At 74.6% G+C, this 24,555-nt stretch carries 20 protein-coding genes; 9 read left to right on the top strand and 11 right to left on the bottom strand.

All coding sequences use genetic code 11. The annotated features are described in order from the left end of the window. Positions 1–63 precede the first annotated feature (63 nt). Positions 64–1,233, bottom strand: coding sequence for a DegT/DnrJ/EryC1/StrS family aminotransferase (locus tag ACZ4MO_RS07600; protein WP_175008626.1), 1,170 nt, complete (start codon positions 1,231–1,233; stop codon positions 64–66). A gap of 162 nt (positions 1,234–1,395) precedes the next feature. Beyond that, positions 1,396–2,832, bottom strand: coding sequence for an NADP-dependent phosphogluconate dehydrogenase (gnd, locus tag ACZ4MO_RS07595; protein WP_061268192.1), 1,437 nt, complete (start codon positions 2,830–2,832; stop codon positions 1,396–1,398). Between the two features lie 257 nt (positions 2,833–3,089). Between gnd and ACZ4MO_RS07590 the strand changes: the two genes are divergently transcribed. From ACZ4MO_RS07590 to ACZ4MO_RS07565, 6 genes are all read left to right on the top strand, one after another. Continuing rightward, positions 3,090–3,713 carry a DUF3000 domain-containing protein gene (locus tag ACZ4MO_RS07590; protein ID WP_074806118.1) on the top strand — a complete coding sequence of 208 codons (624 nt, stop codon included), beginning with the start codon at positions 3,090–3,092 and terminating at the stop codon, positions 3,711–3,713. After that, entirely contained in the window at positions 3,710–4,984 is a 1,275-nt protein-coding gene (locus ACZ4MO_RS07585) for an HRDC domain-containing protein (RefSeq protein WP_175008627.1), read from the top strand. Before ACZ4MO_RS07590 ends, ACZ4MO_RS07585 begins: the two co-directional genes overlap by 4 nt. A gap of 21 nt (positions 4,985–5,005) precedes the next feature. Further along, entirely contained in the window at positions 5,006–6,049 is a 1,044-nt protein-coding gene (locus ACZ4MO_RS07580; RefSeq protein ID WP_255437139.1) for a lipid II:glycine glycyltransferase FemX, read from the top strand. A gap of 190 nt (positions 6,050–6,239) precedes the next feature. Further along, positions 6,240–7,535, top strand: a complete 1,296-nt coding sequence (locus ACZ4MO_RS07575; RefSeq protein ID WP_051028501.1) for a thiolase family protein — start codon at positions 6,240–6,242, stop codon at positions 7,533–7,535. A 2-nt stretch (positions 7,536–7,537) separates the two neighbouring features. Continuing rightward, positions 7,538–9,697, top strand: coding sequence for a 3-hydroxyacyl-CoA dehydrogenase NAD-binding domain-containing protein (locus ACZ4MO_RS07570; RefSeq protein WP_175008628.1), 2,160 nt, complete (start codon positions 7,538–7,540; stop codon positions 9,695–9,697). A gap of 20 nt (positions 9,698–9,717) precedes the next feature. Next, positions 9,718–9,906 carry a hypothetical protein gene (locus tag ACZ4MO_RS07565; protein WP_175008629.1) on the top strand — a complete coding sequence of 63 codons (189 nt, stop codon included), beginning with the start codon at positions 9,718–9,720 and terminating at the stop codon, positions 9,904–9,906. Position 9,907: 1 nt separating this feature from the next. Here ACZ4MO_RS07565 and ACZ4MO_RS07560 read toward each other — a convergent pair whose 3' ends face one another. The 7 genes from ACZ4MO_RS07560 to pflB form a co-directional block, all read right to left on the bottom strand. Further along, complete coding sequence (locus ACZ4MO_RS07560; RefSeq protein ID WP_175008630.1) at positions 9,908–10,663, bottom strand: PIG-L family deacetylase; 756 nt, start codon at positions 10,661–10,663, stop codon at positions 9,908–9,910. Between the two features lie 59 nt (positions 10,664–10,722). Next, positions 10,723–13,029, bottom strand: a complete 2,307-nt coding sequence (locus tag ACZ4MO_RS07555) for a DEAD/DEAH box helicase (protein WP_222592375.1) — start codon at positions 13,027–13,029, stop codon at positions 10,723–10,725. Beyond that, positions 13,026–13,412, bottom strand: coding sequence for a type II toxin-antitoxin system death-on-curing family toxin (locus tag ACZ4MO_RS07550; RefSeq protein ID WP_175008631.1), 387 nt, complete (start codon positions 13,410–13,412; stop codon positions 13,026–13,028). The genes ACZ4MO_RS07555 and ACZ4MO_RS07550 overlap by 4 nt, the downstream gene beginning before the upstream one ends. Before the next feature lie 2 nt (positions 13,413–13,414). Further along, complete coding sequence (locus tag ACZ4MO_RS07545; protein WP_108047630.1) at positions 13,415–13,612, bottom strand: CopG family transcriptional regulator; 198 nt, start codon at positions 13,610–13,612, stop codon at positions 13,415–13,417. Positions 13,613–13,672: 60 nt separating this feature from the next. Beyond that, entirely contained in the window at positions 13,673–14,293 is a 621-nt protein-coding gene (locus tag ACZ4MO_RS07540; protein WP_175008632.1) for a GrpB family protein, read from the bottom strand. 71 nt (positions 14,294–14,364) lie between these two features. After that, on the bottom strand, positions 14,365–15,357 hold the full coding sequence (pflA, locus tag ACZ4MO_RS07535; protein WP_175008633.1) for a pyruvate formate-lyase-activating protein: 993 nt from the start codon (positions 15,355–15,357) through the stop codon (positions 14,365–14,367). A 30-nt stretch (positions 15,358–15,387) separates the two neighbouring features. After that, positions 15,388–17,703 (bottom strand): formate C-acetyltransferase, encoded by a 2,316-nt coding sequence (gene pflB / locus ACZ4MO_RS07530; protein WP_074806089.1) that lies wholly within the window; start codon positions 17,701–17,703, stop codon positions 15,388–15,390. Positions 17,704–18,081: 378 nt separating this feature from the next. Here pflB and ACZ4MO_RS07525 point away from each other — a divergent pair, with 378 nt between their 5' ends. Continuing rightward, the gene (locus tag ACZ4MO_RS07525; RefSeq protein ID WP_061268198.1) at positions 18,082–19,179 is read left to right on the top strand and encodes a carboxylate-amine ligase; all 1,098 of its coding nucleotides are present in this window, start codon (positions 18,082–18,084) and stop codon (positions 19,177–19,179) included. A 90-nt stretch (positions 19,180–19,269) separates the two neighbouring features. On the opposite strand, the gene dxs is transcribed toward ACZ4MO_RS07525, so the two are convergent. Then, the gene (gene dxs, locus ACZ4MO_RS07520; protein ID WP_175008635.1) at positions 19,270–21,192 is read right to left on the bottom strand and encodes a 1-deoxy-D-xylulose-5-phosphate synthase; all 1,923 of its coding nucleotides are present in this window, start codon (positions 21,190–21,192) and stop codon (positions 19,270–19,272) included. 203 nt (positions 21,193–21,395) lie between these two features. Between dxs and ACZ4MO_RS07515 the strand changes: the two genes are divergently transcribed. Together ACZ4MO_RS07515 and ACZ4MO_RS07510 are read left to right on the top strand one after the other, a co-directional pair. Beyond that, the gene (locus ACZ4MO_RS07515) at positions 21,396–22,847 is read left to right on the top strand and encodes a GuaB1 family IMP dehydrogenase-related protein (RefSeq protein WP_175008636.1); all 1,452 of its coding nucleotides are present in this window, start codon (positions 21,396–21,398) and stop codon (positions 22,845–22,847) included. Further along, complete coding sequence (locus ACZ4MO_RS07510; RefSeq protein WP_175008637.1) at positions 22,844–23,551, top strand: NUDIX domain-containing protein; 708 nt, start codon at positions 22,844–22,846, stop codon at positions 23,549–23,551. Before ACZ4MO_RS07515 ends, ACZ4MO_RS07510 begins: the two co-directional genes overlap by 4 nt. 36 nt (positions 23,552–23,587) lie before the next feature. On the opposite strand, the gene ACZ4MO_RS07505 is transcribed toward ACZ4MO_RS07510, so the two are convergent. Next, on the bottom strand, positions 23,588–24,472 hold the full coding sequence (locus ACZ4MO_RS07505) for an arginase family protein (RefSeq protein ID WP_175008638.1): 885 nt from the start codon (positions 24,470–24,472) through the stop codon (positions 23,588–23,590). Positions 24,473–24,555 lie beyond the last annotated feature (83 nt).

Below are 24,555 nucleotides of genomic sequence, written 5' to 3'. Positions count from 1 at the left end.
TCCGGTGTCGCGGACGCGCCGGGACCACCTGGTCGGCCGACGTGGACCGCCTGGTCGTGGGGCTCAGGCGCCCAGGGCGGACCGGACGGCCTCGACGACGCGGCGCGCCGTCGCGACGCCGACCGTGGTCGGGAGGTTCACGACGCGCGCGACGAGGTCCTCCGTCGTCGCGAGCCCGGGGTCGCCCGGCGTGTACCCGTACACCGCGGGGTCGTCCGGGCCTGGGAACAGCGCCGGCCGGTACCACTTCCCGACGTAGAACCCGGCGGCCGTGAGCTCGGCGACCAGGCGGTCGGCGGTCGCGGCGTCGGGCGCGAAGAACGGGAACCGCACGAGCGGCGCGCGCTCCCCGATCCCCGCCGGCACCTCGACGACGTCGGAGAGCCCGCGCACGTACTCCGCGACCGTGTCGGCGCGCCGTGCCTCGGTGTCGCCGCTGGAGCGCAGCGCGTCGACCATGCGGTCCACCACCCACGCGGACGGCCGCTGCGGCGGGTGCGCGAGCCCGCCCCGGTTCTCCACGGGGGCGATCGCCGGCTCGTAGGCGCCGACGGCCGTGAGCGCACCGCGCACCTTCCCCGCGGCCGCACCGGGGAGACGGTTGAGCACGCGCACCTGCGTGCGGAAGCTGCGCGCCGCGAGGTCGAGCCGCTTCCCGACGACGGGGAGCGCGTCGAGCGCCGCCACCGTCGCCGCGCGCAGCGCCGGGTCGAGCGCGGGGCTCACCCACACCGCCCCGCCGAACCGCGTGGGCAGCAGCTTCTCGACGCCGAACGAGTGGAACGAGACGTCCGCGACGGGCGTGCCGTCGGCGTCCCGCGCGAGGCGCCCCACGCAGTGCGCGCTGTCCTCGACGAGCAGCGCACCGACCGAGCGCGCGGCGTCGCGCAGGCGACGCGCGGCCAGCTCGTCGACGATGCCGAACGTGTTCTGCAGCACGACCGCCCGCGTGGCCGGGCCGAGGGCGAGCCGCTCGGGGTCGATCGCGACCGTCGCCGGGGACACCTCGGCGTAGACGGGCCGCAGCCCGGCGACGAGCACCGGGTCGACCGCCGTCGAGCACGTGAACACCTGGGTGACCACGTCGCCCGGGCCACGGGCCTCGGCGAGCGCGCGGAACACGACCTCCATCCCGTAGCGGGCCTTGAAGACGAGGAACCAGTCGGCCGGGTCGGTGCCCGTCCGGTCGGCGAGCATCCTCGTCGCGGTCGCGTCCTGCGGGTGGCGGCTCATCGTTCTCCGTGTCGTCCGGCGTCAGGTGTGGGGGCCGACGCAGCGGCCCGCGCGGCCTAGCCTGCCACGTCGGCGGACTCGCAGGGACGTGCGGACCGGGACGCACGACGGCGGCCGCCGCGCCGGAGCACGACGACCGCCGTCGGGACGTCGGGAGGGACGTCAGGCGTCGGACTCGGTCCGGTCGCCCGACCACTCGGTGTGGAACACGCCCGGCTTGTCGACGCGGCGGTAGGTGTGCGCGCCGAAGAAGTCGCGCTGCGCCTGGATGAGCGCGGCGGGCAGGCGCTCGGCCCGCACGCCGTCGTAGTAGGCGAGCGACGACGAGAACGCGGGCGTCGGCACGCCGTTCAGGGCGGCCTGGGCCACGACGCGACGCCACGCCGCGAGGCCGTTGCCGACCGCGCCCGTGAAGTACTCGTCGGCGAGGAGCAGCGGGAGCTGCGCGTCGCGCTCGTACGCCTCGGTGATGCGGTTGAGGAAGCGCGCCCGGATGATGCAGCCGCCGCGCCAGATGCGGGCCATCGCGCCGCGGTCGATGTCCCAGCCGTACTCGGCCGACGCGGCCGCGATCTGGTCGAAGCCCTGCGAGTAGGCGACGACCTTCGACGCGTAGAGCGCGAGACGCACGTCCTCGACGAACGCGTCGCGGTCCTGCACGTCCCACGCCGCGGCGTCGGCGGGCAGCGCGGCGCGACCCGCCTCGCGCTGCGGGACCGAGCCGGACAGCGCGCGGGCGAACGTCGCCTCGGCGATGCCGGTGATCGGCACGCCGAGGTCGAGGCCGTTCTGCACCGTCCAGCGGCCGGTGCCCTTCTGCTCCGCCTGGTCGAGCACGACGTCGACGAACGCCTTGCCGGTCTCCGCGTCGACGTGCTGGAGCACGTCCGCGGTGATCTCGATGAGGAACGACTCGAGGTCGCCCGTGTTCCACTGCGCGAAGATCTCGCCGATCTCCTGCGCGGACGCGCCGAGCCCCTGCTTGAGCAGGTCGTACGCCTCGGCGATGAGCTGCATGTCGGCGTACTCGATGCCGTTGTGCACCATCTTGACGAAGTGGCCGGCGCCGTCGGGCCCGACGTAGGTGCAGCACGGCACGCCGTCGACCTTCGCCGAGATGTCCTCGAGGATGGGGCCGAGGCTCTGGTAGGACTCGCGCGTGCCGCCCGGCATGATCGACGGGCCGTTGAGCGCGCCCTCCTCGCCGCCCGAGACGCCGGTGCCCACGAAGTGCAGGCCCAGCGCCGCGAGCGCCTTCTCGCGGCGGATCGTGTCGGGGAAGTGCGCGTTGCCGGCGTCGACGACGATGTCGCCCTCCTCGAGCAGCGGCACGAGCTCGTCGATGACGGCGTCGGTGGCCGCGCCGGCCTTGACCATGATGACGACCTTGCGCGGGCGCTCGAGCGAGGCCACGAAGTCCGCCATCGACTCCGACGGGACGAAGTCGCCCTCGGTGCCCGCCTCGGCGATCAGGGACTCGGTCTTGGCGTACGAGCGGTTGTGCACCGCGACCGTGTAGCCGTGCCGGGCGAAGTTGCGGGCCAGGTTGCGACCCATGACGGCGAGTCCGGTCACACCGATCTGTGCGCGTGCTGACATCTGCTTCCCTGCTCCTCGGGGGTCGGTCCCGGCGCACGACGGCTGCGCGCGGGAGGGCGCGGAACCGAGCCGGGCGCGGCGCGCGGCCGGGTGCACCGGGGATGGATACGCTGCCAGCCTAGTCCTCGGGCGCCGTCGCGCCCCGGGGGTGCCACGATCCGGTCACCCGCAGGGATCGTGACGAAGTCGGGGTCACGATTCGATGACACCCGCGCGGCGTGCGTCCGTCCCGCCCCTCCCGCTCGTACTGTGCCGGGGTGACCACCCCTCACGGGACCGACGCTCCCCCGGAGTTCCGTGCCGTCCTCGACGCCCTCGGCGCGCGGCGGCTGCGACCCGAGGTGACGCTGCGCGAAGTTCCCGCCCCGCGCCGGATCGCGCCGTGGTCGGTCGCGCTCACGGGCGAGGTCGAGGCCGACCGCTCCGACGACCCCGACCTCGCGTCGGGGCGCTTCATCGTCCTCTACGACCCGGCGGGCCAGGAGGCGTGGGAGGGACGGTTCCGCGTCGTGACGCTCGTGCGCGCGACGCTGGAGCCGGAGATGGCGGCGGAGGACATGCTCGCCGAGGTCGCGTGGACGTGGCTCGAGGACGCGCTCCACGACGCCGGTGCGGCCGTCCGCGCGGAGGGCGGCACGGTGACGCGCGTCCTGTCGCAGAGCTTCGGCGCGCTCGCCGGCAAGCACAACGACGTGGAGCTCGAGATGCGCGCGTCGTGGACCCCGGTGCCCGCGGAGGGCGCCGGCGCGGCGGACCTCGGCGACCACCTCGCGGCGTGGTCGCAGCTCCTGTGCACGGCCGCCGGTCTGCCGCCGTTGCCCGAGGGCGTGACCCCCCTCGGTGCTCGACCCCCTGCGCGACGCAATACCGTGGGCTCATGAGCTCGACCGCAGCACCCGCTCCCCCTCCGCTCGACCCCGCACCCGGGGCGGAGCGCGCACCGACCGTCGTCACCCCGCTGACGGAGCCGTCCGACGGGCTGGGACCCGTCGTCGACACGCCCGCCGCGTTCGCGCGCGTCGTCGAGGCCTTCGCCGCCGCGAGCGGCCCCGTGGCCGCCGACGCCGAGCGCGCCTCCGGCTACCGGTACGGCCAGCGCACCTACCTCGTCCAGGTGCGCCGCGAGGGCGCGGGCACCGCGCTCGTCGACCCCGTCGGCGTGCCCGACCTGTCGCCGCTGCGCGAGGCGGTCGGCGACGCCGAGTGGGTCCTGCACGCGGCGTCGCAGGACCTGCCCGGGCTCGCGGAGCACGGGATCGTCCCGGCCAGCGTGTTCGACACCGAGATCGCGGCCCGCCTGCTGGGGATGGCGCGCGTGGGCCTCGCCGCCGTGGTCGCCGAGGTGCTCGGGCTCGGCCTCGCCAAGGAGCACTCGGCGGTGGACTGGTCGACCCGACCGCTGCCCGAGGACTGGCTGCGGTACGCGGCGCTCGACGTCGAGGTGCTCGTCCCGCTGCGCCGGGCGCTCGGCGAGCGGCTCGACGAGGCGGGCAAGTCGGAATGGGCGGCGCAGGAGTTCGAGGCCGTGCGCACCGCGGGACCGCCCGCCCCGCGGCCCGAGCCGTGGCGCCGGACGTCCGGCACGCACACGCTGCGCGACCCGCGCCGGCTCGCCGTCGTCCGGAGCCTGTGGGAGGCCCGCGATGCGACCGCCCGGGCGCGAGACATCGCCCCCGGGCGCGTCCTGCCCGACCGCGCGATCGTCGCCGCGGCCGAGGCGCTGCCGCGCACGGCGGGCCAGCTCGTCGAGCTCCCGCCGTTCGCGGGCAAGGGCACGCGCCGCCGTGCGGCGTACTGGCAGCGCGCGGTCGACGCCGCGCTCGCCCTGCCCGCGAGCGCCCTGCCGACCACGCGCGGACCGCGCACCGACGCCCCGCCGCCCCCGCGCGCGTGGGCGGACCGCGACCCGGGTGCCGCGGCACGGCTCGAGGCGGCGCGCGCCGTCGTGCAGGAGCTCGCCGAGCGGTACGCCGTGCCGGTCGAGAACGTGCTCCAGCCCGACGCGCTCCGGCGCCTGTGCTGGACGCCACCGGAGCCGGCCGACGCGGACGGGATCGCCGCGTTCCTGCGCGGCCGCGGGGCGCGCGAGTGGCAGGTGGGGCTCGTCGCAGAGCCCCTCGCGGACGCGTTCGAGCGCGCCGGCGAGCGGTAGCGGGAGGGTAGGGTCGTCCGCGTGCACGACGCGAACCTGACGATCCGGACAGTCACCGACCGAGCCTCCTGGGACGCCCGGGTGAACGAGCTCGGCGGCCACCCCCTGCAGCTCTGGGGCTGGGGCGAGGTCAAGGCCACGGGCGCCTGGACCCCGCACCGCGTGGAGGCGGTGGACGGCGACGGCCGCGTCCGCGGCCTGGCGCAGGTGCTCGTGCGCTCGCTCCCGGCGCAGTTCAAGGCGCTGTGCCACGTGCCCCGCGGGCCCGTCATCGCGCCGGCGGGAGACGGCTGGGGCGCCGGCCCGGGCGTGGGCGACGACGCGACGCGCGACGCCGTGACCCGCGCCGTCGTCGCCTGGTGCAAGACGACGGTGGGCGGCGTGGGCGTGACGATCGAGCCCGACTGGCCCGTCGGCACGCACCTCGCGCTGCCCGACGCCCGCCCCGCGGCGAACCCGATCCTCTACCCGGTGACCCTGATCCTCGACCTCACGAAGTCCGAGGACGAGCTGACGAAGGCCATGGGCAAGTCGACGCGGTACGACATCCGCAAGGCGGCGCGCACGGGGCTCGAGGTGCGTCGCGTGACGGACGAGGCCGAGGTGCGTCAGGTGCTCGCCGTCTACCACGAGTCCGCCGAGCGCGCGGGCTTCGCGCTGCACGACGACGAGTACTACCTCGCGATCCACCGCGAGCTCAGCGAGCACTCGGTGCTCGTCGCCGCGTTCTCCGAGGGCGCGCCGGTGTCGTTCGTGTGGTGCGTGTCGTCGGCGACGACCTCGTTCGAGCTCTACGGCGGGATCAACGACGCGGGTCGCAAGCTGCGCGCCAACGCGCCGGTGAAGTGGCACGCGATCACGCTCGCGCAGCAGGCCGGGCTGGTCCGGTACGACATGAACGGTCTGCTCAACGACGGGATCAGCGAGTTCAAGCGCAGCTTCGCCCAGCACGACGACGAGCTCGTGCACAGCGTCGACGTGCCGTTCTCGATGTGGTACTCCGCGTGGAACAAGGGCTTGCCGACCGCGAAGAAGGTCGTGCGCAAGCTCCGCGGGAGCCGCTGACGCGGGCTCCCGAGCACCCCGAACCTCGGAGAGACCCGGTATCGCGCGATGCGATACCGGGTCTCTTCATGTCGTAGCATCGGTCTCGTGCTTTCCCGATACCCGCGGTAGCGTGTATCGCACGTACGACCCCCGAGCGGTGCCGCTCCGGACACCGCCGTCCCGACCATCTGCATCGGATGGAGATGCCATGACCGTGGCCAACGAGGCCCCCTCTCCCACCTCGGCACCCACCCAGGCGGCTACCCAGCGCTCGCGCCGACGCCCCGTGCGCGACGTCGTCTTCGTCGAGGGCGTCCGTAGCCCGTTCGGCAAGGCGCGCCCCGACGGGATCTACGCGGAGACCCGCGCGGACGACCTCGCCGTGAAGACGGTCCGCGAGCTCCTGCGCCGCCGCCCCGAGCTGCCCGTCGAGCGGATCGACGAGCTCGCGCTCGCCGCGACCACGCAGACCGGCGACCAGGGCCTCACCCTCGGCCGCAGCGTCGCCGTGCTGGCCGGGCTGCCCAAGTCGGTGCCCGGCTTCGCGATCGACCGCATGTGCGCGGGGGCGATGACCGCGGTCACGACCACCGCGGCGAACGTCGCCGTGGGCGCGCAGGACGTCGTCGTCGCGGGCGGTGTCGAGCACATGGGGCACCACCCCATGGGCGAGGGGTCGGACCCGAACCCGCGGTTCGTCGCCGAGCGCCTCGTCGACTCCTCCGCGCTCGTCATGGGCGCGACGGCCGAGAACCTGCACGACCGGTACCCGCACCTCACCAAGGAGCGTGCCGACGCGTACGCCGTCGCGAGCCAGGCCAAGTACGCCAAGGCCCTCGCGAACGGCGACATCTCCCCCGACCTCGTGCCGGTCGCGACCCGGTCGACCGAGCTCGGGTGGGGCCTGGCCACGGCCGACGAGCTGCCGCGCCCCGGCACCACGGTCGACTCGATCCGCGACCTCAAGACCCCGTTCCGCCCCGGCGGGAAGGTCACCGCGGGCAACGCCTCGCCGCTGACCGACGGCGCGACGGCGTGCCTGCTCGCCGCGGGCGACGTCGCCGACGAGCTCGGGCTCCCGGCGCGCATGCGCCTCGTCGCGTACGCGTACGCGGGCGTCGACCCCGAGGTCATGGGCATCGGGCCGGTCCCCGCGACCGAGCGCGCGCTCGCGTCCGCGGGCCTGACGATCGACGACATCGGCCTGTTCGAGATCAACGAGGCGTTCGCGGTCCAGGTGCTCGCGTTCCTCGACCACTTCGGCATCGCGGACGACGACGAGCGCGTCAACCAGTACGGGGGCGCCATCGCCATGGGCCACCCGCTCGCGTCGTCGGGCGTGCGCCTCATGACGCAGCTCGCGCGCCAGTTCGAGCAGCACCCCGAGGTGCGCTACGGCCTGACGACCATGTGCGTCGGCCTCGGCATGGGCGGCACCGTGATCTGGGAGAACCCGCACCACGCCGACTACTCCGGCCACACCTTCGAGACCGCGGAGAACTGACGATGAGCGCACCGACCGACACCACCACCACCTCCGCGGACGCGACGAAGGACGCCGCGCGCGGGGAGCGCGTCACGCACTCGCTCGTGCGCGACGTCGCGCTCCCCGGCGGGACGGGCACGCTCGCCCTCGTCACGCTCGACAACGGGCTCGACCACACCAAGCCGACGACGCTCGGCCCCGAGGGCCTCGCCGAGCTGCACACGACCCTCGAGACGCTGCGGCGCCGGGCCGCGGACGGCGAGATCGTCGCCGTCGCGATCACGGGCAAGCCGTACTTCCTCGCCGCGGGCGCGGACCTCACGCAGGCCGCGGCCGTGCAGGTGCGCGACGACGCGCTCGCCCTCGGGCGGGCCGGGCACGCCGCGTACACGCTGCTCCAGGACATGGGCGTGCCGACGTTCGCGTTCGTCAACGGCGTCGCGCTGGGCGGCGGCCTCGAGGTCGCGCTCAACTGCACGTACCGCACCGTCGCGTCCGACGCCGGCGCGCTCGCGCTGCCCGAGGTCGGCCTGGGCCTGGTCCCCGGCTGGGGCGGCGCCTACCTCGTGCCGCGCCTGCTCGGCGTCGAGAAGGCGATGGACGTCATCCTCGCCCGCCCCGCCGCGAACAAGCCGTTCAAGGCGAAGGAGGCGTACGAGATCGGGCTCGTCGACGCGCTCTTCGAGGCGCCCGACTTCCTCGAGTCCTCGCTGCGCTGGGCCGAGGCCGTGCTGCGCGGCGAGATCGTCGTCGAGCGGCGCGAGCTCGACCCGCAGCCCGTGTGGGACGCCGTCGTCGCCGGGACGCGTCAGCGCCTCGACGCCGTGGTCGCGGGCTCGCGCCCCGCGCCGTACCGCGCGCTCGACCTCGTCGCGGCCGCGCGCACCGCGTCGCGCGAGGAGGCGTTCGCGGCCGAGGACGAGGCCCTCGCGGACCTCATCATGAGCGACGAGATGCGCGCGAGCGTCTACGCGTTCCAGCTCGTCTCCAAGGGCAAGCGGCCCCAGGGCGCGCCCGACGCGAAGCTCGCGCGCCCGGTCACCCGCGTGGGCATCGTCGGTGCCGGGCTCATGGCCGCGCAGATCGCGCTGCTGTTCGCCCAGCGCCTCCAGGTGCCGGTCGTCATGCGCGACCTCGACCAGGAGCGCGTCGACAAGGGCCTCGGCTACGTCCGCTCGACCGTGGAGAAGCTCGTGCGCTCGGGCCGGATGTCCGCGGACACCGGCGCGCGCATCGTCGGCTCCGTGCACGGCACGACCGAGCTCGGCGACTTCGCGGGCTGCGACGTCGTCATCGAGGCGGTCACGGAGATCCTCGGGCTCAAGAAGAAGGTCTTCGCCGAGCTCGAGAGCGTGCTCTCGCCCGAGGCCGTGCTGCTGACCAACACGTCCGCGCTCTCGATCACCGAGATGGCGGCCGACCTGCAGCACCCCGAGCGCGTCGTCGGGATGCACTTCTTCAACCCGGTCGCCCAGATGCCGCTCGTCGAGATCATCCAGGCGGCCAAGACCGACGACGCCGCGCTCGCCACGGCGTTCGCCATGACGAAGAAGCTCCGCAAGACGGCCGTGCTGGTCGCCGACCGGCCCGGGTTCGTCGTCAACCGCCTGCTCATCCTGCTCATGGGCAAGATCGTCGAGGCGGTCGAGAACGGCACGTCGGTCGAGGTCGCGGACCGCGCCGTCGCACCGCTCGGTCTGCCGATGCCGCCGTTCGCGCTGTTCGACCTCGTGGGCCCCGCCGTCGGCCTGCACGTGCTCACGTCGCTGCGCGAGGACCTGGGCGACCGGTTCCCCGAGTCCCCCGGCCTCCAGCGCATCGTCGACGAGCAGATCCCCGTCGTCCTCGACGCGCCGAAGGGCCTGCCCAAGCTCGTCGACCCGGCGATCCAGCGGGTCTTCGGCACGGGCGAGGCGGGCGGCGACGGGGCGCTGGACGAGGCCGGCGTCCTCGACTCCGTGCTCACGGCGCTCACGCAGGAGATCGGGCTCATGCTCGACGAGGGCGTGGTCGCGAGCCCGTCGCAGATCGACCTGTGCATGATCCTTGGCGCGGGGTGGGGCTTCCACCTGGGCGGCATCACGCCGTACCTCGACCGCACGGGCTACAGCGAGAAGGTCCTGGGCCGCCGGTTCCTGCCCGACGGCGCAGCAAACGTCCCGGCACCCTCTCGCGCCTGACCACCCCTCTCCCGCCGAGCATGCGGTGGTCGCCCGTCCTGGGTGCACTACGGGCGACAGCCGCATGCTCGGCGTGGTGGGAGGAGGGCACCGAGCAGACCGCGACCATGATGTGCGGCACGTGGTGGGTCGGCTCGCACGACGGCGCTCTGTTCGGGTTCGCACCCGAGCTGAAGGTCGAGGTCGAGGAACGGCCCGACCCCTCCTGAGTCAGTCCTCTCCGTTCATGTGCAGGACCTCGAAGGCGACGGCGTGCGCGACGCCCATCCGCTCGCCCGTCGGGGCGCTCATCGACCCGAGGAACGCCGCCGGGTCGAAGTCCTCCCAGCCGAGGCCGTCGAGGTACGCGGCGTGCGCGCGCAGGGACGCCACGCCCGCGTCGAAGGTCGCGCTGACGTCCACGCCGTGCGCGGCGTCGGGCGACGCCGCGACCCAGACCTGGCGCACCCCGCCCCACGGCTCGATCCCGTCCGACTCGACCTGCTCGCGGAACACCCACCGGTTCCCCGCGTCGCGCACGGCGTCGACGACGGCCCGCCCCGTCGCGACGTGGTCCGCCTGGTTGAGCATCCCGCCCGGGAACGTCTCGCGGTAGTTCCCGGTGATCACGACGTCGGGCCGGTGGCGCCGGACCGCGCCCGCGATCGCGCGCCGCAGCGGCAGCCCGTACTCGAGCACGCCGTCGGCCAGCCCGAGGAACTCCACCTCGTCGACGCCCACGATCCGCGCGGACTCGATCTCCTCCGCCCCCCGCACGCGACGCGCCTCGTCGGGGTCCATGCCGTCGATACCCGCCTCGCCGCTCGTGACCATGCAGTACACGACCCGCTTGCCCTGACCCGTCCACCGCGCGACCGCTGCGGCGGCGCCGAACTCCATGTCGTCGGGGTGGGCCACGACGGCGAGCGCCGTGGTCCAGTCCTCTCGCAGCGGGCTGAGCGGGGGCAGGGTGTCCGTCTCGGTCATGACGCCACGCTATGCCGCGTCCCGGCGCCGAGCGCGACGACGGCCCGCCCGGGGCCCCGTCAGTGCTCGACGGGCGCGTCCTCGGTCGCGTCGTGGGGCGCGTCATCGAGCGCGCCGTCGCCCGCCGCGCCGGGCAGCACGACATCGGCAGGCGCCTCCTCGACCGGTGCGTCCTCGACCGACGTCACGGCCGGGTCGACGAACAGCCGGGCGCGCTCGGCGTCGACCACCGCGCGCGCGAGCGACGCCTCGGACACGTCGACCGCGCCCGCGACCTCCTCGGCGAGCGCGCTGCGGCGGGCGTACGCGTCGAACAGCCGGGCCTTGGTGCCGAGCAGGCGCACGAGGTGCTCGTCGACGCTGTCGACCGTGAGCAGGCGGTGCACCTGGACGCTCTCGACCTGCCCCATGCGGTGGGCGCGCGCGACGGCCTGCGCCTCGGTCGTCGGCTTGGTCTGGGGCTCGCACAGGATCACCACGGAGGCGGCCTGGAGGTTGAGGCCCACTCCCCCGACGTCGATCTGGCTGACGAGCACGCGGGGCTCCTCGGCCGCGGTGAAGGCGTCGACGATCGTCTGACGCGTGCGGGCGGGCACGGAGCCGGTGAGGGGCGGGAGCGCGTGGTCGCCGAGCGCGCGCACGACCACGTCCACGACGTCCCGGAAGTACGAGAACACCACGACCTTGCGCCCGTTCTCGGCCGCCTCGCGCGCGATCTCGACGAGCCGGCGCAGCTTCGCCGAGTCCTCGGGGTGCTCGACGGCGAACGCCGCCCGGCGCATCGCCATGAACGACCCCGCCGCGACCGCCTCGCGGTACGCGGCGCCGTCGACCGTACCGAGCCGCTCCCACTCGTCGACCTGCACGAGCTCGGGCAGCTCCTCGAGCACGTCCTCGGCGTTGCGTCGCAGGTAGGCGGGCGCGACGGCGTGCCGGAACGCGTCGGGGCCAGCGGCGCCGTGCGCGGCGTCGAGGCGTGCCGCGAGCTCGGGCTGGAGGTAGCCCAGCAGGGTGCGGAACTCCTCGACCCGGTTCTCCATGGGCGTGCCGGTGAGCAGGAGCACGTGCTCGGTCGCCTGGGCGAGGGCCGCGACGGCCACCGACCGCTTCGCGAGCGGGTTCTTCACGTAGTGCGCCTCGTCCACGACGAGCGCGACCGGCCGGGCGGCCGTGAACGTCTCCGTCCCCGCGCGCCGCAGGCCCGCGAAGGTCACGACGGCGACGCCGCCCGCCGCGCGCCACGCGGCGGCCGCCTCTTCCCGGTCCTCGCCGTGGACGGCGTGCACCGGGAGGTCCGCGTGCGCGCGCAGCTCGCGCACCCAGTTCTCCAGCACGCTCGCCGGGCACACGACGAGCGCGTGGGTCGCGCCGCGGGCGACCAGGTGCGCGACGACGGCGACGGCCTGCACCGTCTTGCCCAGGCCCATCTCGTCGCCCAGGACGACGCGCCGCTGGGCGAGCGCGAAGCGGGCTCCGAACGCCTGGTACCCGCGCAACGAGACCGTCAGCAGCGACTCGTCGAGCGCCTGCGTCTGCACGCGGTCGACCAGCTCGGCGGGCAGGTGCCCGGCCGCGGCGGCGACGTCGCGGCCCGTGGGGGCGACGCCGTCGAGCAGCGCGTAGTACGCCGCGGACCGCCGCCGGAAGTCCTCCCAGACGTCGTACGGGCGCGCGGGCTCGGCCAGCAGCCCGACGACGCGCCGCGCCTCGTCGGCGAGCCCGATGGCCCGCGCCCGCTCGGCGACCGCGGCGAGCACCGTGATTGCGGCTGAGGCCCGACGCCGCCGCTCGCCCCACGCGAGCAGGCGGCGCGGGCCGCTCGCGGCGACCAGCGCGTCGGCGCGCACGCGCTCGTGCTCCGCGAGCGCGGCCCGCACCTGGTCGCCGTAGCGCGCGACGGCGGCGTCGGCCTGGTCGAGCGTGTGCAGCGCCTGGACGAGCGCGGTCGCGACCGGGTCCGCCGGCGTGAGGTCGATCCGGAAGCGCAGGCTCTCGCGCACGGCGCGCGCCACCTGCTCGGCGGCGGCGAGCAGGTGCGTCGCCGTCTGCGGGCCGATCTCGGGGAGCTTCGCCAGCCCGTCGCGCCCGAGCCGCGCGACCTCGCCCACCGTCCGCACGCCCGCGTCCGCGAGCGCCCCGAGCCGCAGGCGTTCGCGCGTGACGTCGCGCAGGGACGCGACGTCGACGGTGTCGAGGCGCGCCAGGACCTTCTCCTCGCGGCTGTCGCCGAACGCGGCGCGCACCTGGTCGCGCGCCGTCCCGGGCGCGGCGGAGAGCGCCGCGAGCAGCGCGACGAGGGCGTCCGCGTCCGCGACGACCGCCCGAGCGGTGGCGACGTCGGGCAGCGCGCCGCTCGCGGCGGTCACGACTCGCGGCGCACGACGTGCTCCGCGAGCTTCTGCGCCACGGTCTCGACGTCGTCGATCTCGCCGGCTGCGACACCGACGACGAGGGCGTACGCGGTGTCCTGCGGCATGACGAGCCGCACCCCGTTGAGCGCGTAGAAGAGTCTCACCGCGACCCAGCCCAGTCGCTTGTTCCCGTCGATCAGCGCGTGGTTCTTCGTGACGGAGAGAAGCAGCGCCGCTGCCTTCTCGTCGAGGGCGGGGTAGGCCTCGACGCCGTACATCGACGCGGCCGGACGCGCCAGTGCGGACGACAGGAGCCCGTAGTCGCGGACGGCGGGCGGGTGCCCGAGGAACGCCGTGGCGGCGGCGACGAGGTCGTCCTCGTCGAGGTAGACGACCACGGCTACTGCGCGAGCCGGTCGAGCAGCTCCTGGTCCTCCGCCACGATGTCGGCGAGCAGCCGGTCACGCATCTCGCGCCGCTTCGCGTCGTACTCCACGACCGCGCGCGCGACGGCGGTGTTCGCGGAGACGCCCTCGCGGCGGGCGATACGCTCCAGCGCCGCCTGCGCGTCGTCGTCGAGCCGCAAGGTCATAGCCACGTGAGCTCCTCTCGTCTGGTACCACCACGGTATCAGTGCGCGGGCGGCGCCGTGCGGGGATCAGGCAGGAGCGTTCGCGCGCTCGGCGAGCCAGCGCTCCATCCGGGACTGCGCCGCGTCGAGGAACGCCGTCTTGTCGCGCGTGTAGTCGTCGTAGTCGTCGGCGTCCGCGTGGCGCGCGGCGAGGCTGCGCTTCGTCGCCTCGTACGCCGCGGCCTCGGCGGGAACGGCGCGCAGCCAGTCGCGGAACGCGACGACGTATGCGGCGAACGGCGAGTCGAGGCGCCGGACGTGCAGGATCACGGGCGGCTCGCCCTCGTCGCCGGGGCGGGCGAGCAGGCGCTTGGCGTAGAGCTCGGGCGCGGGGTCGGCGCCCGGGCGCGGGACGTCCCGGTACACGCCGGGCGAGTCGGGGCGCGCCCCGCGCTCGATCGAGAACCCGAGCGGCCCGAGCGCCGCCTCCAGCGCCGCCTCGGAGGGCAGCGTCGCGACGCGCACCTGGAGGTCGATGATCGGCTTCGCGGCCAGCCCGGGCACGGCCGTCGACCCGATGTGCTCGACGACCGGGGCCGTGCCGTCACGGCTCGCGAGGTCGGCGAGCGCGTCGGCGACGCGCTCGGTCCACCGCCTCCCGGTGTCGGTCCAACGGGGGTCGTGGGTGTCGACGGTCGCTGCAGGCACCCGTGAACCCTACGACCCGGCCCCGCCTCATGACCGCGGGCCCGCCGAGACGGCGCTCGTCGGCAGGTCGGTCAGTACGTCGTCAGGCCGTGAGCGCGGAACTGGTCGCGCACGCGCTCGGTGAGCTCGGCCGACGGCGCGGGCGTGTCGTCGAGCTCGTAGGTGCGCCCGAGCGCGTCCCACTTGTCGCGGCCCATCTGGTGGAAGGGCAGCACCTCGACGCGCGTCACCGTGCCGGGGCGGATCGCGTTGAGCGAGGCCGCGTAGTCGGCGACCTTCTCGACGTTGTCCGGGTCGTCGGTGAGGCCCGGGACGAGGACGAAGCGCACCCACACCTCGGGCGCGTGGCCGGTCAGCCCGCGCTCGGCGACCCGCCGCCCGAACCGCAGGGTCGGCTCGAGGTCGCGGCTCGTGACCTTCTTGTAGGTCTCCGGGTCGCCGGACTTCACGTCGAGCAGCACGAGGTCCGTGTCGTCGAGCATCGCGTCGGTCGCGTTCGCCCCGAGGAAGCCCGACGTGTCGAGCGCGGTGTGCACGCCCATCGCCTTCGCGCCGCGCAGGACGCGCGCCGCGAACGCGGGCTGCATGAGCACCTCACCGCCCGAGAGCGTGAGCCCCCCGTGCGTCGCCCGGAACACGGGCAGGTAGCGCCGGACGCGCCCGAGCAGCTCGTCCGCCGTGACGGGCCTGCCGTCCTTCATGGCGAACGTGTCGGGGTTGTGGCAGTACAGGCACCGCAGCGGGCACCCGTTGAGGAAGACCGTGAGCCGGGTCCCCGGTCCGTCCACGGCGGTGACGAGCTCCCAGGAGTGGACCGAGCCGAGCTCGCCCGCGCGCATCGCCGCGAGCTTGTCGGCCCGGTCCACGTCCGCGACCGTCAACCCGTCCAGACCCGCGCCCGCCCGGCGTGCGTGGCCCACGGGCGTGCCCGACGCCGCGGGCTCGGCCGCGGAGGTCGGGGCGCCCGGGACGTCGAGGCGCGTGGCGTCGTCGGGCAGGGTGCTCCCGGGGGCGCCGCACCCGCGCTGCGGGCGGACGGCGGGGCCGGGAAGGGTGACGGTCATGGCTGGCTCCTCAGGGCTCGTCAGGGCTCGTCAGAGCGCGCCGTGGAAGGTGCGCGAGAGCACGTCCAGCTGCTGCTCGCGCGTGAGGCGGACGAAGTTCACCGCGTACCCGGACACGCGGATCGTCAGCTGCGGGTAGTTCTCCGGGTGGTCCATGGCGTCCAGGAGCGTCTCGCGGTTCAGCACGTTGACGTTCATGTGGTAACCCTCGGACCCGATGTAGGCGTCCAGGAGGCCGGCGAGGTTGGTGACCTGCTCCTCCTTGGTGCGCCCGAGGCCGCTCGGCACGACCGTGTTGGTCAGCGAGATGCCGTCCTGCGCCTCGTCGTACGGCAGCTTGGCCACCGAGAGCGCCGAGGCGAGCATGCCGTGCGTGTCGCGCCCGTTCATCGGGTTGGCACCCGGGGCGAACGGCTCGCCGGCCCGGCGGCCGTCGGGCGTGTTGCCCGTCGCCTTGCCGTACACGACGTTCGACGTGATCGTCAGGACCGACTGCGTGGGCACCGCGTCACGGTACGTCGGGTGCGTGCGCACCTTCGCCATGAACCGCTCGACGAGGTCGACGGCGATCGCGTCGGCCCGGTCGTCGTCGTTGCCGAACGTCGGGTACTCGCCCTCGGTCACGTAGTCGACGACGAGGCCGCGCTCGTCGCGGACGACGGAGACCTTCGCGTGCTTGATCGCCGACAGCGAGTCCGCCGCGACGGACAGGCCCGCGATGCCGCACGCCATGGTCCGCAGCACGTCCTTGTCGTGCAGCGCCATCTCGATGCGCTCGTACGCGTACTTGTCGTGCGACCAGTGGATGCAGTTGAGCGCCTCGACGTACGTCTCGGCCAGCCAGTCCATCGTCGCGTCGAACTTCGCCATGACGTCGTCGAAGTCGAGCACGTCGCCCTCGACGGGCGCCGCCACGGGCGAGACCTGCTTGCCCGAGATCTCGTCGCGCCCACCGTTGATCGCGTAGAGCAGCGTCTTGGCGAGGTTCACGCGCGCACCGAAGAACTGCATCTGCTTGCCGACCCGCATCGGGGACACGCAGCACGCGATCGCCGCGTCGTCGCCCCAGTGCTGGCGGATGAGCTCGTCCGACTCGTACTGCACGGCCGAGGTGTCGATCGAGACCTGCGCGCAGTAGTCCTTGAAGCCCTGCGGCAGCTCCGGGCTCCAGAAGACCGTCATGTTCGGCTCGGGGGCCGGGCCGAGGTTGTAGAGCGTCTGGAGGAACCGGAACGAGTTCTTCGTGACGAGCGGGCGCCCGTCCTCGCCCATGCCGCCGATCGTCTCGGTGACCCACGTCGGGTCGCCGGAGAACAGCGCGTCGTACTCGGGCGTGCGCAGGAACCGCACGATGCGCAGCTTGATGACGAAGTCGTCGATGATCTCCTGCGCCTCGGACTCCGTGATGCGGCCGGCCTCGAGGTCGCGGTCGATGAACACGTCGAGGAACGTCGACGTGCGGCCGAGCGACATCGCGGCGCCGTTCTGCTCCTTCACCGCGGCGAGGTAGGCGAAGTAGAGCCACTGCACGGCCTCGCGGGCCGACGTCGCGGGCCCGGAGATGTCGTAGCCGTACGAGGCCGCCATCTCCTTGAGCTCGCCCAGGGCGCGGATCTGCTCCGCGTGCTCCTCGCGCTCGCGCACGACCTTCTCGCTGAAGGGCTGCGTGTCGAGCCCGAGCTTGTCGAGCTTCTTCGCGGCGATCAGCGCGTCCACGCCGTAGAGCGCGACGCGGCGGTAGTCGCCGATGATCCGGCCGCGGCCGTAGGCGTCGGGCAGGCCCGTGATGATGTGCGAGCTGCGGGCCGCGCGCACGTTCGGCGGGTAGACGTCGAACACGCCCTGGTTGTGCGTCTTGCGGTACTCGGTGAAGACCTTGCGCAGGGTCTCGTCGACCTCGTAGCCGTAGGTCTCCAGCGCGCCCTCGACCATGCGCCAGCCGCCGTTCGGCATGATCGCGCGCTTGAGCGGGGCGTCGGTCTGGAGACCGACGATCACCTCGTGCGCCTTGTCGATGTAGCCCGGCGCGTGCGCCGTGATCCCGGCGGGCGTGTGGGTGTCCACGTCGTAGATCCCCATCTCCCGCTCCTCCGGGAACATGGCGGACAGCGTGCTCCAGATGCCCGTCGTGCGCTCCGTGGGGCCGGCGAGGAACGACGCGTCGCCCGTGTACGGGCGGTAGTTGCGCTGGATGAAGTCGCGCACGTCGACCGTGTCGCGCCACGGGCCGTCGGTGAAGCCCTCCCACGCGGGGACGTGCGCGGTGTCGTGCTGCGGGTCGACGGTGCCCGCCTCCGCCGCGCGGCCGCCGCTCGTCGTGCCGGGTGCCTCGGAAACGCTGGTCATTAGGACCTCCCTCGTGCCTGACGCGCGGGTCCGCGCGCCGGCCGGACCCGCCGGCCTCGCGAGGACCCGGGTGGGGTCCTCGGCCGAGGTTCCGACGGGCTCCTTCGCCACCTCCAGGCTAGGTTCCCGGGGCCCGCGACGGAGGCGTTCGGGACCGCTCGGGGACCTAGGTCCCGAGGCGGGCGGGACCTGCCAGGAACGGCGGGATCCTGCGGGTCCCGAGCTCTTCGACATCCCCGCCGGGGAGGTCTTGTGATGACCTTCACAAGCCCTCCGGCCCTGCCGCCAGGGACCGCGCACCGCGGTCGTGACGCACGACACGGGCGCCCGTCACACGCTCGCCGGACGTGCCACGCGCATCCGTGTGAGACTGCCCGGGTGAAACGCACCGTAGGGGTCGAGGAAGAGTTCCTGCTCGTCGGCGACGACGGGCAGCCCGTCGCCCGCGCGGCCGAGGCCCTCGAGGCCTCCGGCAGCGACGACAAGGGCGGGGGCACCGGCTCGCTGGAGTCGGAGTTCATGGAGGAGCAGCTCGAGACGGCGACGCACCCGCGCCGCGAGATCGACGAGCTCGCGACCGAGATCCGCGACGGCCGGCGCCGTGCCCAGGAGGCCGCGGACCGCGTCGGGGCCCGGGTCGCCGCGCTCTCGACGTCTCCCCTGCCGTTCGAGGGCACGACCGTGTCGCGCCTGCGCTACCTCGAGGCGCGCGCCGCGTTCGGCCTCACCGCGCGCGAGCAGCTGACGAGCGGCTGCCACGTGCACGTCGCCGTCGCGGACGACACCGAGGGCGTCGCCGTGCTCGACCGGATCGGGCCGTGGCTCGCGACGCTCCTCGCGCTGAGCACGAACTCGCCCTTCTGGCAGGGCCAGGACAGCGGGTACGCGAGCTTCCGGTCGCAGGTCTGGTCGCGCTGGCCCACCTCGGGCCCGACGCGCGCGTTCGGCTCGCCCGAGGCGTACCGCGCGGCGGTCGACGGCCTCGTGGCGACCGGCACGATCCTCGACGAGAACATGGTCTACTTCGACGCCCGCCTGTCGTCGCGCTACCCCACGGTCGAGATCCGCGTCGCGGACGTGTGCCTCGACCCGGACACCGCGACGCTGCTCGCGGCGCTCGCCCGCGGCCTCGTCGAGACGGCGGCCCGCGAGTCCGCCGACGGCACGCCCGCACCCGAGCTGCGGCCCGAGATCCTGCGCACCGCGTCCTGGCGCGCCGGCCGCTCGGGCCTCGAGGAGGACCTCGTCTCGCCCCTCACGTGGCGCCCGGCCCCCGCGCACGACGTCGTCGGCCAGCTCGTCGCGCACGTGCGCGACGCGCTCGTCGACGCCGGCGACCTGGACGCGGTGACCGAGCTGCTCGGCCGCCTGTGGTCCGGGGGCAACGGCGCCGCCCGGCAGCGCGCGTGGCACGCGGCGTCCGGCGGCGACCTGCGCGCCGTCGTCGAGCACGCGGTCGAGGTCACCCACTCCTGACCGACGCGACGGCCCGCGGCACACCTGCGCCGCGGGCCGTCCGCGTATCCGGGGCCGCGCGCCCGGGAGCCGGGAGCGCGGCGGGGGTCGTCAGCCGCGCGCGAGCGCCGCGAGCGCGTCCAGCACGTCGCGCGCGACGTCTGCTCCGGTGAGGCGGTACGCCGACACGACCTGGTCGCGCGTGGCGTGGTCGAGGAACTGCGCCGGGAGACCGATCGGGTGCACGGGCGTGCGCACGCCCGACTCCAGCGCCCGCTGGGCCAGCAGCGCACCGACGCCGCCGTCCACGACGCCGTCCTCCACCGTGACGACGAGGTCGTACTCCCCGGCGAGCTTGACGAGCGCGCTCGGCAGCGGGAGCACCCACGTGGGCGACGCCACCGTGACGTCGACGCCGTGCGCGGTGAGCGACTCCCCGGCGTCGAGCGCGACGCGGGCCATCGAGCCCAGGCCGACGAGCAGGACGCGGCGCGGACCACCCGGAGCCGCCGCAGCGGGGGCGGCCTCGGCGCCCGCGCCCGCGGGCACCGCGAGCAGGTCCACGCCGTCGACGGACTCGACCGCGGGCAGCGCGTCCGAGAGCGCGCCCTTCGGGTAGCGCACGACCGTCGGGGCGTCGTCGACGTCCACGGCCTCGCGCAGCGCGGCCCGCAACGTCTCCTCGTCGCGCGGCGCTGCCAGGCGCAGGCCTGGCACGATGCGCAGCATCGCCATGTCCCACATGCCGTTGTGGCTCGCGCCGTCGTCGCCCGTGATGCCCGCGCGGTCGAGCACGAACGTGACGCCGGCCTTGTGCAGCGCGACGTCCATGAGCACCTGGTCGAACGCGCGGTTGAGGAACGTCGCGTACACCGCGACCACGGGGTGCAGCCCGGCGAACGCCATCCCGGCCGCCGACGTCGCGGCGTGCTGCTCCGCGATCCCGACGTCGAACGTGCGCTCGGGGAACGCCTGCGAGAACGGCTTGAGACCGACCGGCTCGAGCATCGCCGCGGTGATCGCGACGACGTCGGAGCGTCGTCGCCCGATCTGGACGATCTCGTCGGCGAAGACGCTCGTCCAGCCGAAGCGCGAGGGTGCGACCGGGAGCCCGGTCTCCGGGTGGATCTTGCCCACGGCGTGGAAGCGGTCGGCGACGTCCTGCTCGGCGGGCGTGTAGCCGCGGCCCTTCTCGGTGAGCGCGTGCACGATCACGGGCGCGCCGTACGCCTTCGCGCGGCGCAGCGCGTGCTCCATGGCCTCCACGTCGTGGCCGTCGACGGGCCCGACGTACTTGATGCCGAGGTCCTCGAACATGCCCTGGGGTGCGACGACGTCCTTGAGGCCCTTCTTCAGGCCGTGCAGCCACTCGTACGCGAACCGCCCGGGCGCGCCGGACCGGTTGAGGGTGCGCTTGCCCCACTGCAGGAAGCTCTCGTAGCCGTGCGTGGTGCGCAGCGTCGACAGGTGGTGCGCGAGGCCGCCGATCGTGGGCGAGTACGAGCGCCCGTTGTCGTTGACGACGACCACGAGCCGCCGGTCCTGGCTCTCCGCGATGTTGTTGAGCGCCTCCCAGGCCATGCCGCCGGTGAGCGCGCCGTCGCCGATGACCGCGACGACGTGCCGGTCGGTGAGGCCGCGCACGACGTTCGCCTTCGCGATGCCGTCGCCCCACGAGAGCGCGGTGGACGCGTGCGAGTTCTCGACGACGTCGTGCTCGGACTCGGCGCGCGACGGGTACCCGGACAGCCCGCCCTGCTTGCGCAGCGCGGAGAAGTCCTGGCGCCCCGTGAGGAGCTTGTGCACGTAGGACTGGTGGCCCGTGTCGAACACGAAGGTGTCCGTGGGCGACGAGAACACGCGGTGCATCGCGATGGTCAGCTCCACGACCCCGAGGTTCGGGCCGAGGTGGCCGCCCGTGCGGGAGACGGAGTCGACGAGGAACGCCCGGATCTCCGCGGCGAGCTCGCGCGCCTGCCCCGGGGTCAGCCGTTGCACGTCCTCGGGCGAGGTGATCGTGCCAAGCAGGCTCATGCAGATGCTCCGTTCCGTTCCCGTGCGACCAGCCCGACAACTCTAGGCCGTCCGGGCCGATGACCTGCGCCGCGGTGCGCCGGGCGACGGGACCTTCACGTCATTGACGCACACTCGCGCCCCGGACGCACGGACGCGGCGTCCGTGGAACTCTCCTTCCGCACTGCGGACAACGGTGGGGTGCGACCTCGTAGGATGGAGCCATGCGCTTCCTGCCCGGACAGTCCCCCGCGACCGACCTCACCTACGGCGACGTCTTCCTCGTCCCGTCGCGCTCCGAGGTCACGTCGCGCTTCGACGTCGACCTCTCCTCCGCCGACGGGACGGGAACGACGATCCCCGTCGTCGTCGCCAACATGACGGCCGTCGCGGGGCGCCGCATGGCAGAGACCGTGTCGCGGCGCGGCGGCATCGCGATCATCCCGCAGGACGTGCCGACCGACGTCGTGGCGGACGTCGTCGCGGACGTGAAGTCCAAGGACCCCGTCATCGAGACGCCCGTCGTCGTCGGCCCGCACGACACCGTCCACACCGCCCTCACGCTCATCGGCAAGCGCGCGCACGGCGCCGCGGTCGTCGTGGACGACGGGCGCCCGGTGGGCGTGGTCACCGAGGCCGACTGTGCCGACGTCGACCGCTTCACCCAGGTCCACCAGGTGATGACCGACCACCCGCTCGTCCTCGACGCCTCCGTCCTCGACGGCGGTCGTGCCGGGCTCGAGGCGGCCTACGAGCAGCTCCACACCGCGCGCCTCAAGGTCGCGCCCGTCACGCGCGACGGCGCGCTCGTCGGCGTCCTCACGCGCAAGGGCGCGCTGCGCTCGTCGGTCTACGCGCCCGCGCTCGACGACGCCGGCCGCCTGCGGGTCGGCGCCGCCGTCGGGATCAACGGCGACGTCGCGGCGAAGGCGAAGGAGCTCCTCGCGGCGGGCGTGGACGTGCTCGTCGTGGACACGGCGCACGGGCACCAGGCGAAGATGCTCCAGGCGCTCGACGCGGTGCGCTCGGTCGGGCCGGACGTCCCGGTGGTGGCGGGCAACGTCGTCACGGCCGACGGCGTGCGCGACCTCGTCGCGGCCGGCGCGGACATCGTCAAGGTCGGCGTGGGGCCGGGCGCCATGTGCACCACGCGCATGATGACGGCCGTCGGCCGCCCGCAGTTCTCGGCGGTGCTGGAGTGCGCCGCCGCGGCACGCGAGCTCGGCAAGCACGTCTGGGCGGACGGCGGCGTGCGCCACCCGCGCGACGTCGCCCTCGCGCTCGCCGCGGGCGCCTCGCAGGTGATGATCGGCTCGTGGTTCGCGGGCACCTACGAGTCCCCCGGCGACCTGCACGACGACGGCACGGGCCGCCTCTACAAGGAGAGCTTCGGCATGGCGTCGGCGCGCGCCGTCGCCGCGCGCACCGCGGGGGGATCCCCGTTCGACCGCGCGCGCAAGGCGCTGTACGAGGAGGGCATCAGCTCGAGCCGTATGTTCCTCGACCCCCAGCGGCCGGGCGTCGAGGACCTGCTCGACCAGATCACGTCCGGGCTGCGCAGCTCCGCGACCTACGCCGGGGCGTCGAGCCTCGCCGAGCTCGCGGACCGCGCCGTCGTCGGCGTGCAGTCCGCCGCGGGCTACGAGGAGGGCCGCCCGCTCCCGGTGAGCTGGTGACGGCGCAGCCCGGGGCCGCGCGCGCGTCGGCGCGCACGCAGCTCGCGACGCTCGCGCGCGACGGCGGCGCCTGGCCCGAGCCGTGGCGCCACGCCGTCGGCACGCTGCGCCCGGACGCGCGCGACGCCGCGGTGCTGCTGCTCTTCGGCGTCCTCGACGGCGTGCCCGCCGAGCACCCGGCCGCGGCCGTGCCCGCCGACCTCGACGTGCTCCTCCTCGCGCGCGCGACGACGCTCGGCCACCACCCCGGCCAGGTCGCGTTCCCGGGCGGCCGGCTGGAGCCCGAGGACGACGGTCCCGTCGGCGGCGCGCTGCGCGAGGCCGAGGAGGAGACGGGCCTCGACCCGGGCGGCGTCGAGGTGCTCGGCACGCTCGGCCGGCTGCCCGTGCCGGTGAGCAACCACGTCGTCACCCCCGTGCTCGGGTGGTGGGCCCGGCCCACCCCCGTCCGCGCCGTCGACGCCGCCGAGTCGGCCCACGTGTTCCGGGTCCCCGTGGCCGACCTCCTCGACCCCGGCCGACGCCGCACCGTGACGGTCCGCCGCGACCGCCGGGTGCACAAGAGCCCCGGCTTCCTCGTGGAGGCCGACGGGCGCGAGCACCTCGTCTGGGGCTTCACGGGGGGGATCCTCGACGCGCTGTTCGACCGGCTCGGATGGACCGAGCCGTGGGACCGGACCCGCACGCTCGACGCCCCGCTCTGACGTCGCGTCCGGTCGTCGGGGTGCGCAGCGCGCGCCTCAGCCGGGTGCGAGCGCCCGGGTGACCAGGTCGACGAGCGCGCGGGCCGTCGCCGCCCCGCCGTGGTCCGGGTTGAACTCCACCAGGGTCACCGCGACGAGGTCCGGGTCCGAGACGACCTCCCGCACGACGCGCTCCAGCTCGGCGGGGACGAGCCCGCGTCCGAAGACGGGCACGTCCGCGGCGGGCAGCGCGAAGAAGTCGAGGACGTCCACGTCCACGTGGAGGACGAACGGCCCGCTGCCCACGCCGTCCACGGCGCGGCGTGCCGCCGCCTCCGGGCCCGCGGACACCTCGGCGGCGGGGACGCGGGTCGCGACGACGCGGCCGTCGTCGTCCTCCTCGGCGTCGGAGAAGCCGAGGAACGCGAGCCGCCGCGCGTCCAGGAGCGGCCGCCGCGCCCCGACGGCGGCCAGCTCCGGGCTCGCGCCCGGGAGCTCGAGCAGGTGCGCGACGCCCGTCGCGTCGGCGATCGGCTCCTCGGGGTGCGACGCGACCGTGAAGAGGTCCTGACCGCCGTCGACGTAGACGAGGCCGACGTCGTCGTGCACGTCCACCGCCGCGGCGACGACACCGAGCGTCACGGTGCACTCGCCGCCGAGCACGAGCGGCACACGACCTGCTCGGAGCTCGCTCCCCACCGCGCCGCGGACGCGACCGACGCCCGCGGCGACGCGCTCGACGTCGTTCAGGCGCCCGGGCTCGTGGTGCGCACGCCAGCGGGCCGGCTCGACGTCGCCCTGGTCGACGACCGCGAGCCCGCGCCCCCGCAGCGCGTCCACGAGACCGGCCGCGCGCAGCGCCGACGGCGCCCTCTCGAGACCGGGGCCGTGGGCCGCCGCGCTCGACGGGACGCCCAGGACCGACCACGACCGCTGTGTCATACGGCCGACGCTACGCCGCGCCCCCGACACCGGCCCTCCGCGCGACCTGCCCGAGGACGGCGACGGCGCGCCCACCCCGGCCG

This window comes from Sphaerisporangium cinnabarinum (assembly GCF_055567015.1).
The sequence above is the reverse complement of the archived record's forward strand: the minus strand, read 5'-3'. Positions and strand labels throughout refer to the sequence as shown.